Here is a 10,745-nt window from a genome sequence, read left to right as displayed (position 1 = left end):
TGCCGGTGCCGGACCCAGAGGTCGAGAAGACCCGAGAACATATTGTCCTGAAAGGCGATGTGCCTAGTCCGGCGAACCCGCCAAGCGGTTGTCGTTTTTCAACGCGTTGTCCTGTTGCTCAGAAGAACTGCTTTGTTGACGATCCTGAATGGCGCAAAATTGGTGACGGTGGATATGTTGCCTGTCACTATGCTGAATAGAATACGACGCAAAGTTCAACTTACGACTTTGCGCCGTGAAGCTGGGAACAACCTGGCTCAAACGAAAACAATAACAAGGTTTTAGTAAGTAATTAGGAGGAAATAAATGCGTAAACTTAAAACCCTCGTTCTGGCAACTGCCGCAGCATCTTGCTTTGCTGCGACGGCTGCACAAGCAGAACGCGGTTCAGATGGCAACGTGAACATTGCTTATTGGCAAGCCGTTTCTATTTTGAACCCATTCCTGTCTGGCGGTACTAAGGACGTTGAAGCTTCGTCTTTGGTGCTTGACCCACTGGCAAACTACCGCCCAGATGGCTCAATGGACCCAGCTCTAGCCGCTGAAATTCCAACAATTGAAAACGGCGGCGTTGCTGCAGATCTTCGTTCAATTACTTGGAAGCTAAAGCAAGGTATCGTTTGGTCAGACGGCACACCACTTAAAGCAAGTGATGTGGTGTTTTCCGCAAACTACTGTATGCACCCAGAAGGTGGTTGTAACGCGGCTTCAAACTTTGCAGATGTTGAAAGCGTTGAAGCGTTGGACGATTACACGGTTCGTGTAAACTTCTCAGTCGCAAAACCTTTCCCATATGGACCGTTCGTTGGTGCGACTTCACCAGTGATTCAAGAAGCTCAGTTTAAAGACTGCATGGGCGCAAAAGCTCCTGAGTGTACTGAAGCTAACTTTGGTCCAATCGGTACTGGCCCATTTGTTGTGGACGAGTTCCGTGCGAACGACGTTGTGACGTTTAAAGCCAATGAAAACTACCGCGATCCAAACCAGCCAGCATTTGCAACAGCAGTGCTAAAAGGTGGTGGCGATAGTGCTGCAACAACACGTTCAGTTCTTGAAACCGGCGAGTTTGACTATGCTTGGAACGTACAAGTTGAGCCAGAAGTACTCGACCAAATGATGGCTGCGGGCAAAGGCAAAATTATCGCCGCTTTTGGTACATCTGTTGAGCGCTTGATGGTGAACCTTTCAAACTCCAAACCAGAGGCAGGCGAAGCTCGTTCGACACTAGAAGCTGGCCCTCACCCGTTCCTTGGCGAGCATGCAGTGCGTAAAGCTTTGTCGTTGGCAATTGATCGTGAGATCTTGGTTGAAGTTGGTTATGGCCCTAACGGCCAAGTAACTTGTAACGTTCTACCTGCACCTGCGATCTATGCTTCAACTGCAAACGATGCTTGTAAAACACAAGACGTTGATGCGGCCAATGCGCTTCTAGACGAAGCTGGTTGGGTACGCGGAAGCGATGGTGTTCGTGAAAAAGATGGCGTTCGTTTGTCAATTCTGTTCCAAACATCAACCAACTCTGTTCGTCAGGGCACACAAGCTTTGATCAAACAGATGTGGCAAGCAATTGGTGTTGAAACTGAATTGCGCAACATTGACGCTGGCGTGTTCTTTGGTGGTGACCAATCATCAAATGATACATACCAGAAGTTCTTTGCTGACATCGAAATGTACACAAACAACTTCGATGGCACAGATCCTGAAGCCTATATGGGCAACTGGGTATGTTCAGAAATCCCTTCACCTGCAAACCAGTGGATCGGCAACAATATGCCACGCTACTGTTCAGAAGAGTATAATGCTCTTAGCGCAGAAATGGGCAAAACTGCTTCTATCGAGAAGCGGGCTGAGATGGCCAAGAAAATGAACGACTTGTTGATGCAGGAATATGCAATGATTCCTCTTATTCACCGTGGTCGTGTTTCTGCTGCGTCAAATGCACTTGGCAACGTTGTTTTGAACCCATGGGATTCAGAACTCGCGTTTGCTGAAGAGTGGACACGTAACTCGTCGACCTAACTAAGCGGCGCGGGTGATATCACCCGCGCCGTTTCTCATTCCTTTTGGGACAAGATTTTTGAATTTCGGGGACCTTTCATGCTGAACTACACCCTCAGGCGGCTGCTTTTTGCAATCCCTACGCTATTGGTGATCAGCTTCATCATTTTCCTAATTCTGGACCTCGCACCTGGCGATCCAACTGGCAGCTTGCCGTTGACGATCCCTGCAGAAGTCCGCGCGAAAATCAGAGAAGCCTTGGGTGTCGGCGAACCCATTCACATCGCTTATGTTAAATGGCTTCGTGGTTTCTTTATCTATGAGCCATTGCATTGGCTTGATCAAATGGGCTTTACAATTGGCGATCCATCCTCGCGTCCACGCATCATTTCTTTTGCGACACGCGGCCCGGTTGTTGATCTGCTGATGGAGCGCATTCCACAAACGCTTTGGGTTGTTGGCTTGTCCTATGTTGTGGGCATTCTTATCGCCATTCCGATCGGTGTGATCTCTGCATACAAACAATACTCATGGTTCGATCAGTTTGGCACATTCATCTCAATGGTCGGTTTTTCGGTACCCACATTCTTCACTGGTCTTTTGATGATCGTGATTTTTTCCGTGCAATTGGGTTGGTTCCCATCCGTTTATGACACCACGCTAGAGGTCAATAGTCTTGGGACATTCTGGTTGCAGGTGAAGCAAATGATCATGCCCGTGACAGTGCTAGCGCTGTTTAACGCAGCGCAAATCAGTCGCTTTATGCGCGCATCAATGCTGGATAATTTGACACAAGATTATGTGCGCACCGCACGGGCAAAAGGCATGAGCGAAAAAGTGGTCGTTTTGACCCATGTCTTGCGCAATAGCTTGATCCCGGTTGTAACGGTGATCGCGCTTGGTATTCCAACGATCTTTGGCGGCGCCATCATCACAGAGCAAATCTTTCGGGTGAATGGACTTGGCCAACTTCTGATCATCGGCATTCAGGGCAGCGATTTCCCGTTGGTTCAAACACTGACATTCCTATTCGCAATCCTGATTGTGTTGTTTAACCTGATTGCCGACATCGTCTACGGCATGCTTGATCCAAGGATTCGCTATGACTGATCAAACAGCTGGAGAAGTAGTAACAAAAGCACAGCGTACCCTTTGGGGTGATGTGCTGCGGCAATTCTTGCAGCACAAAGGTGGCGTTGCGGGTTCAATCATCTTTTTGTTTATTCTTGGTGCGGTGTTGTTTGGACCCTTTATCCATACGATTGACCCCCAATTCTTGGATATTCGAAACAAGAACCTAGGACCTACATGGGGCCATCCAATGGGCACCGACAACCTTGGTCGCGATATGCTAGCCCAAGTGCTCAGCGGCGGCCGTGTATCACTGGCCGTGGGGATTGCTGCGATGGCGTTGTCCTTGCTGGTGGGCACGCTGATTGGGATTATTGCTGGGTTTTTCCAAAAACTTGATGGTCCGCTAATGCGCACCACCGATCTGTTTTTGGCCTTGCCAATTTTGCCCCTATTGTTGGTCATCATCATGTTGTTCCGCGATAGTTTGCGATCGGTATTTGGCCCGGAAATGGGAATCTTCTTTCTGATCGTGTTTGTGATCGGCATTACAAGCTGGATGAACACCGCAAGGATTGTGCGCGGGGAAGTGCTGGCGATTAAAGAACGCGAATTCGTTTTGGCCGCCCGTTCAGTGGGCACCCATTCTTGGAAGATTGTGGCAAGACACATTTTTCCAAACGTGTTGAGCCCGGTGATGGTTTCAGCAACGCTTGGGATCGCCAACGCGATTATTACTGAAAGCTCGCTGAGCTTCTTGGGCCTTGGTTTCCCTTCTGACTTTCCAACTTGGGGACGTCTGCTGTTTGATGGGGCCAATTTTATGACCCTTAACCCTGCACGGGTGATTTGGCCGGGGCTAGCGATCTCGCTAACAGTGCTCAGCGTGAACTACATCGGTGATGGCATTCGTGATGCACTTGATCCGCGTATTCGTGGTCGCTGATCGAACAACATAAGAGTGTTTGGGGCGGCTCGATTGGGTCGCCCTTTTTGTTTCCCCAAATGAAGGCAAGACCGATGAGCCGTGAAGACACCATTAGAAGAGCAAAAGGGTTTACAGCCGATGGGCGGTTTCTAGCAGAGTTGGGGAAGCGAATTGGTGTTCCCACTCAAAGCTCCATTGAATCCAGTCATAAAGACTTGTGGTATTATCTTGAGCATGTGATCGCGCCAGATTTTGAAAATTTGGGCTGCGATGTCACCATTCATCCCAACCCGATTGAAGGCGGCGGACCGTTTTTAGTGGCAAAACGGGTTGAAGGCCCGGCCCTCCCCTCCATTTTTTGTTATGGGCATGGCGACGTGGTGCCGGGGATGGAAGGCGCATGGAAAGACAATTTGGACCCTTGGAGTACCACTGTGTTGGGCGACAAGATTTTTGGTCGCGGCACGGCGGACAACAAAGGCCAGCACACCATCAATATGTTGGCACTTGAAGCGGTGATCGCCGCGCGCGAAAAGCTGGGGTTCAACCTGACTTTCCTTGTTGAGATGGCCGAAGAAACGGGATCCTTGGGACTGCGTGAGTTTTGCGCAGCAAACAAAGACATGTTGGCATCGGACGTTCTGATTGCCTCTGATGGGCCGCGCGTGGCAGTGGATACCCCCACGATGGTTCTTGGGGTTCGAGGCGCAATGGAGTTTTCTCTGGTTGCGGATTTGCGCCAAGAAGACCACCACTCGGGGAACTGGGGCGGTATTCTTGCGGATCCAACCGTCATTTTGGCACATGCCCTCACCACGATTATGGACCGCAATGGTAAAATACTGATCGATGATTGGTTGCCCAAGAATCTGCCCGACTATGTGCGTTCCTCGCTTGAGGGCTGCCCATTTGATCCGGGCGAAAGTGCTGACACACCAGACGACTATTGGGGTGAACCAGGTTTTACCACCGCTGAAAAATTATGCGCCTGGAACAGTTTTGACGTTTTGGCCATGGATGTGGGCGATGCAAAGAACCCGGTAAATGCCATCCCCAAACGCGCGGTGATGCATTGCGCGTTGCGGTTTGTTGTGGGCACCGATACTGACAATGTGGTCCCGGCCCTAAGGAAACATTTGGATGAACAGGGGTTTGGCATGATCCATGTCGAAGAGCCAGACCATAACCCAGCCTATCAAGCGTCTCGGCACAACCCCAATTTGCCGTGGGTCCAATGGGCAGCTCACTCGGTTAAAACTACTCTGGGGCGCGCCCCGCAGGTCTTGCCAAATGGTGCAGGTTCCCTGCCCAACGATATTTTTTGCGACCTTTTGGGCATGCCCACCATTTGGGTGCCCCATTCTTACAATTCCTGTGGCCAACACGCGCCGGACGAGCATTTGTTGATGCCATTGGTTAAAGAAGGTCTTGAGATGATGGCAGGCATTTTTTGGGATGCTGGAGAGTTGGGCGAGGGGTTTGAACAGCGGCTTGTGCAAACGGATGAATAGAATGCTCTAGCCAACTTTTGGCAGATCTATTTTCTACGTCGATTTTCCCACCACCGGCGCACGCGAATGATTGTTGAAGCGACGGGCCCGCGCAACAATGGCACATCCACTGCCAGCAGCAGTAAACCAAGTGGCAGCATCCAAATGCCGAGCAACGGGAGAATACTGAGTATACCACCCAATACGAGCAGCAAACCCAGTGGAATACGGATCACCCGCGCATAGGGATGACGGAGCCATTGCAACAGTCTTGCTAGCGGTGGCGGCGTCGCTCTTTCAAGCTTTTCATATTGGCGATTGAAGCGCCCATCGTTTTTGCCGTTCATTCACTTCACTTTCTACCACGCAAACTGCAAATCATCCTGAAGCTCAAATGGTGAGCGACAATGGAATGTACAAGATGCGAAGTTGGCTCAAATTTGGCCCAAAAGCTTGACTCAGTAGCCAGTTTCCATCATAACCCAGCTTGAATTTCTCGCGTACTGTCACCAGTGCGCTTAAATTCGTTTATGAAATGCGCAGCTTAAGGCCGATTGTCCTTCTTAGGGGAATCACAAGATCGAACCAAGGTTCGGCGCCGCACAGCGCGACACAACAGAGCAATAATGCTCAAAGGAAATGAAATGTTTGCTGTTATTAAGACAGGTGGCAAGCAGTACAAAGTTGCTGCTGACGACATCTTAGAAATTGAAAAGCTCGAAGCCGTTGCAGGCGACGCCATTGTATTTGAAGAAGTATTGATGGTTGGCGCTGATGGCGATGTAACAATTGGTGCCCCCCTTGTGGATGGCGCAACTGTTGCAGCTGAGTTGGTTGAACAAAAGCGTGCGAAGAAAATCGTCGTCTTCAAAAAGAAGCGTCGTCAAAACTATCGCCGTAAAGCTGGTCACCGCCAAAACTTGTCAGTTGTGCGTATCACTGACATTTTGACAGGCGGCGCGAAGCCAAAAGCAAAAGCGGCTAAAAAGCCAGCGGCTGCAAAGTCTGAAGCTCCAGCAGCAGCTGCCGGCGCAAAAGACGATTTGAAATTGATCTCTGGCGTTGGACCAGCCTTGGAAAAGAAACTTCATGCATTGGGCGTGACTTCTTTGAAACAAGTTGCAGAGTTTGACGCTAAAGAAATCGAACGCGTGGATGCAGAGCTAAACTTTAAAGGCCGCATTGAACGTGAAGACTGGATTAGCCAAGCAAAAACGCTTTTGGCTGGCGAATAAGAACTAGGAGACTGACAAATGGCACATAAAAAAGCAGGTGGTTCGTCCCGTAACGGTCGTGATTCCGCTGGTCGTCGTCTCGGCGTGAAGAAGTTTGGCGGCGAAAGCGTCGTTCCAGGCAACATTCTCGTGCGTCAGCGCGGCACAAAGTGGCACCCAGGTGAAAATGTAGGTCTTGGCAAAGATCACACTATTTTTGCGCTCGTAGAAGGCAAAGTCACCTTCTCGACCCGTCGCAACAATAAGACATTTGTATCTGTGATGCCTCAAGAGGCAGCAGAATAACGGCGGATGATTAAGACCTTACCCGCCGGTTTCTCAAAGAACCCCGGCGGATAAAGTTTTCGCAAAAAGACTTCAAAAGAGTTTTGAAAAGGGGAGATGGGAAACCGGCTCCCCTTTTTACTTTTGGAGCAATAAAATGACTTTCAACACAATCTACAGGGCAATGCCTTTACGGTTCTTGACGGACACGCTGGAACTACGGCCGATTGAACTTGCCGATTTGGCAGACCTTGTTCAATTGGCCAACAATAAACAATTGCATGACGTGCTGGCGCGCATGCCACATCCTTATACATCTGAGGATGGCCTTTATTTCATCAATGATATTGCGAACGGCACCGACGAGCGCGTGTGGGCGATTTGCCAACGCAACGGGCCCATGATGGGCGTCGTTGGTATCCACCTGCGCGATGGCAATCCTGAAATCGGCTATTGGTTGGGCGCTGAGCATTGGGGCCAAGGCATTGGCAGCCAAGCAATTGGCGCGCTGATGGACGAATTTGATATCGCGGTCCCAGACCTTGAACTCTATGCCCGCTGCTTGAAATCCAACCTTGCGTCAAAAGCCTTGCTTGAAAAAGTTGGTTTTGAAGTGACCGGCGAAGGCGCAAGCAACGACAAGCCTGGCGAAACTGTCTGGACGTTCACCCGTCCTGCCCGCGACGACATCTACGAGCAAGAAGCAGCGGAATAATGATTGAGATCAAAACGAAACGGCTGGTGCTGCGACGATTGGCGATGGAACATGCCGCTGACGTTGCAGCGACTTTAAACAACTTTGAAGTGACAAAGAACCTTGCGGTTGTGCCCTATCCATATTCGGAAGCTGACGCTAACGAGTGGATACAGTCGCTCGACGACATCACAGCTGTCGAAGACACAAAGTTCGCAATCCTCAACGCCGAAGACAATTTCGTTGGCGTTTTGGGGTTCGATCTAGACGATGCCAAGCCGATTCTTGGATACTACTTAAACCAAGCCCACTGGGGAAAAGGATATATGAGCGAAGCGGTAAGCGCCGCGCTTGAATGGTTGTTTGCCAACTCTGATGTTCAAACTGTTGGGTCTGGTGCATTCACGTTTAACCCTGCTTCTTTGGCTATCCAATATAAGCTGGGGTTCAAGGACGTGAGTGCCGACAAACGATTGTGTCTGGCGCAAGGCCAACAGTTTGCGCACATTGTTACGCAGTTAAACCGCCAAGACTTTACACCATTGTAAAAGACAAAGACTATGATTGAGATAAAGACAAAACGGTTGATGTTGCGGCCAATCGCCATGAAGAACGCTATAGATGTTACAACTGCTTTAAACAATTTTGAGGTGGCGAAATACTTATCCTCACCTCCCTATCCGTATTCAATTGCAGATGCGAAGGAATGGATTGGGCTAAATGAAGGTGCCTCCGTCCCCGAAAACACAAATTTTGCCGTAACGCTTTTGAACGGCGAGTATTGTGGTGGTGTTGGATTTGACGGTTCGGCGGAGCATCCGGAACTGGGCTTTTACATCGCTGAACCCAAATGGGGAAATGGCTACGTTAGTGAAGCAGCCAGCGCAGCAATTGAATGGCTGTTTGCAAACGCAAATGTAACTGCCATCACCTCGGGTGCCTATAGCTTCAATCCAGCTTCATTGGCGGTACAAGCAAAACTTGGTTTTCAAGAAACAGGCACAGAAGAGAGAATGTGCAATGCCCAAGCGCGGGCTTTGCCAATGATCACAACCATTCTACATCGCAAGAGTTTCAAAAAGTTACACTAGAGAATACGATGGCAAAACTATATACAGAGCGCCTATATTTGCGCGCACCAAACACAAGCGATGCGCCGCGTATGCAGCGGATTTTGGCGGACTTTGAGGTCGCCAAAAATCTATCACGTGTGCCCCATCCTTATCCAGAAGGCGGTGCGCATGAATATTTGGGCCGCATAGCTGATGTGAGCGATCCGTTTGATACGAAATTCTCGATCATCGACAAGGACGGTCAGTTTTGTGGCATGACGGGTTTTGGGCGGCAAAGCGAGTTGCCGCAATTGGGCTATTATCTTGACCCCTTGCACTGGGGCAAGGGCTATATGAGTGAAGCGTGCAAAGCGGTGATCGGTTGGATGTTTGAGGTGGCGGACCCTATGCATATTCGTTCGGGCGTTTTTGAGCACAACCCAGCTTCTTGGGCCATTCAAAACAAGTTTGGATTTGAAGAAGTGGGCCGCTCAACCCTACATTGCCTTGCACAATCCGCCGATTTGCCGCATATCGATACGCAACTAAAAAGGGAAGCGTTTTTCGCTACAACGCAATAGTGCGTTTGCGACCACGCTTTAGAGTAAAATGAAGTTTCTCGATCAGGCCAGAGTTTACATTCGATCCGGTGCAGGCGGCGCGGGCGCTGTGTCGTTCCGGCGCGAAAAGTATATCGAATTTGGTGGCCCAGATGGCGGCAATGGTGGCCGCGGTGGTGATGTCATTATCAAGTGTGTTGATGGTTTGAACACGCTCATTGATTATCGGTATAAGCAGCATTTCAAAGCGGGCACAGGCGTGCACGGCATGGGCCGGCAACGCAGCGGTGCTGAGGGCACAGATGTGGTGCTCAAAGTTCCTGTGGGCACGCAAGTTTTTGAAGAAGACAATGAAACGCTGATCGCGGATATGACCGAGATCGGGCAGGAAATTGTTTTGCTGGCTGGCGGTAACGGCGGCTTTGGCAATATGCATTTTAAGACAGCCACCAACCAGTCGCCGCGCCATGCCAATCCGGGTATTGAAGCGGAAGACAAATGGATTTGGCTGCGCTTAAAACTGATTGCGGATGCAGGTCTTGTTGGTCTGCCCAATGCTGGTAAATCCACATTCCTTTCTGCTGTTTCTGCGGCAAAACCAAAAATTGCTGATTATCCCTTTACCACCCTGCACCCGAATTTGGGCGTGGTGAAAATTGGCGAGCGCGATTTTGTGTTGGCCGATATTCCAGGTCTGATTGAAGGTGCCCATGAAGGGGCAGGCATTGGCGACCGGTTTTTGGGGCATATTGAACGTACCCGCTCTATCATCCATTTGATCGATGGCACCCAAGAAGATGTGGTTGGTGCATACAACACCATTCGCGGCGAGTTGGCCGCATATGGCCATGGGTTGGATGAAAAGCATCAGATTTTGGCGCTCAATAAAGTTGATGCGTTGACCGACGAGGACCGCGAAGAAAAGCTCGCAGCACTTCGCGAGGTATCTGGCGGCGAAGTATTGTCAATTTCTGCGGTGACACATCACAATACCGACCAAGTGCTTTATCAGGTGATCGGCACAATCGATGCGGCAAAGCAGCAACTTGAAGATCAAGCCAAAGCGGCTTTGGAAGAAGACTGGACGCCTTAAAAAATGAGCGCGCAGCTTTCCCCCCTCACCGCCACAAGCTTTAAGCGCCTGACGATCAAAATCGGGTCTGCCTTGCTTGTGGATGGTGAAACGGGGCAGTTGCGCAAGGTTTGGCTTGAAAGCTTAGCGGCGGATATTGCGGCGTTAAAAGCCAACGGCATTGAAGTGCTTATTGTGTCTTCGGGTGCAATTTCGCTCGGGCGACGCATTTTGGGCCTTACGGCGGAAAGCCTTTCGCTTGATCAAAGCCAAGCGGCGGCGTCGGTTGGTCAAATCGCACTTTCACAAGCCTATCGTGATGCGCTTGGTGCCCACGATGTGGTCACCGGGCAGATATTGGTGACCCCCAATATCACTGAA

At 50.1% G+C, this 10,745-nt stretch carries 13 protein-coding genes and 1 pseudogene; 13 read left to right on the top strand and 1 reads right to left on the bottom strand.

The window, feature by feature from the left end; translation table 11 throughout:
- The 5 genes from Q0231_RS06860 to Q0231_RS06840 form a co-directional block, all read left to right on the top strand.
- On the top strand, positions 1-200 hold a 200-nt coding region (locus Q0231_RS06860), incomplete at its 5' end, for an oligopeptide/dipeptide ABC transporter ATP-binding protein (RefSeq protein WP_367274476.1).
- Between the two features lie 106 nt (positions 201-306).
- Positions 307-2,019: a peptide ABC transporter substrate-binding protein gene (locus tag Q0231_RS06855; RefSeq protein WP_299346659.1), complete on the top strand. Its 1,713-nt coding sequence runs from the start codon at positions 307-309 to the stop codon at positions 2,017-2,019.
- A 78-nt stretch (positions 2,020-2,097) separates the two neighbouring features.
- Positions 2,098-3,108 (top strand): ABC transporter permease, encoded by a 1,011-nt coding sequence (locus tag Q0231_RS06850; RefSeq protein WP_299346657.1) that lies wholly within the window; start codon positions 2,098-2,100, stop codon positions 3,106-3,108.
- Complete coding sequence (locus tag Q0231_RS06845; protein ID WP_269392786.1) at positions 3,101-4,015, top strand: ABC transporter permease; 915 nt, start codon at positions 3,101-3,103, stop codon at positions 4,013-4,015. The genes Q0231_RS06850 and Q0231_RS06845 overlap by 8 nt, the downstream gene beginning before the upstream one ends.
- A 74-nt stretch (positions 4,016-4,089) precedes the next feature.
- Positions 4,090-5,508, top strand: coding sequence for a M20 family metallopeptidase (locus Q0231_RS06840; RefSeq protein WP_299346654.1), 1,419 nt, complete (start codon positions 4,090-4,092; stop codon positions 5,506-5,508).
- 26 nt (positions 5,509-5,534) lie between these two features.
- Here Q0231_RS06840 and Q0231_RS06835 read toward each other — a convergent pair whose 3' ends face one another.
- On the bottom strand, positions 5,535-5,834 hold the full coding sequence (locus Q0231_RS06835; RefSeq protein ID WP_269392788.1) for a hypothetical protein: 300 nt from the start codon (positions 5,832-5,834) through the stop codon (positions 5,535-5,537).
- A gap of 297 nt (positions 5,835-6,131) precedes the next feature.
- On the opposite strand from Q0231_RS06835, the gene rplU reads away from it, so the two are divergent.
- The 8 genes and pseudogenes from rplU to Q0231_RS06795 form a co-directional block, all read left to right on the top strand.
- Positions 6,132-6,722 (top strand): 50S ribosomal protein L21, encoded by a 591-nt coding sequence (gene rplU / locus Q0231_RS06830; RefSeq protein ID WP_269392789.1) that lies wholly within the window; start codon positions 6,132-6,134, stop codon positions 6,720-6,722.
- 18 nt (positions 6,723-6,740) lie between these two features.
- On the top strand, positions 6,741-7,007 hold the full coding sequence (rpmA, locus tag Q0231_RS06825; protein WP_269392790.1) for a 50S ribosomal protein L27: 267 nt from the start codon (positions 6,741-6,743) through the stop codon (positions 7,005-7,007).
- A 136-nt stretch (positions 7,008-7,143) separates the two neighbouring features.
- Positions 7,144-7,701 (top strand): GNAT family N-acetyltransferase, encoded by a 558-nt coding sequence (locus Q0231_RS06820; protein ID WP_269392791.1) that lies wholly within the window; start codon positions 7,144-7,146, stop codon positions 7,699-7,701.
- Positions 7,701-8,228 carry a GNAT family N-acetyltransferase gene (locus tag Q0231_RS06815; protein ID WP_269392792.1) on the top strand — a complete coding sequence of 176 codons (528 nt, stop codon included), beginning with the start codon at positions 7,701-7,703 and terminating at the stop codon, positions 8,226-8,228. Before Q0231_RS06820 ends, Q0231_RS06815 begins: the two co-directional genes overlap by 1 nt.
- 12 nt (positions 8,229-8,240) lie before the next feature.
- Positions 8,241-8,771, top strand: coding sequence for a GNAT family N-acetyltransferase (locus tag Q0231_RS06810; RefSeq protein WP_269392793.1), 531 nt, complete (start codon positions 8,241-8,243; stop codon positions 8,769-8,771).
- A gap of 8 nt (positions 8,772-8,779) precedes the next feature.
- Positions 8,780-9,313 (top strand): GNAT family N-acetyltransferase, encoded by a 534-nt coding sequence (locus tag Q0231_RS06805; RefSeq protein ID WP_269392794.1) that lies wholly within the window; start codon positions 8,780-8,782, stop codon positions 9,311-9,313.
- A 28-nt stretch (positions 9,314-9,341) separates the two neighbouring features.
- The gene (gene obgE / locus Q0231_RS06800) at positions 9,342-10,385 is read left to right on the top strand and encodes a GTPase ObgE (RefSeq protein ID WP_269392795.1); all 1,044 of its coding nucleotides are present in this window, start codon (positions 9,342-9,344) and stop codon (positions 10,383-10,385) included.
- Between the two features lie 3 nt (positions 10,386-10,388).
- A pseudogene (locus tag Q0231_RS06795) lies at positions 10,389-10,745 on the top strand (glutamate 5-kinase); the annotation flags it as partial.

This window comes from uncultured Maritalea sp., assembly GCF_937139385.1.
In the GTDB taxonomy this organism is placed as follows: Bacteria; Pseudomonadota; Alphaproteobacteria; order Rhizobiales; family Devosiaceae; genus Maritalea; species Maritalea porphyrae_A.
The sequence above is the reverse complement of the archived record's forward strand: the minus strand, read 5'-3'. Positions and strand labels throughout refer to the sequence as shown.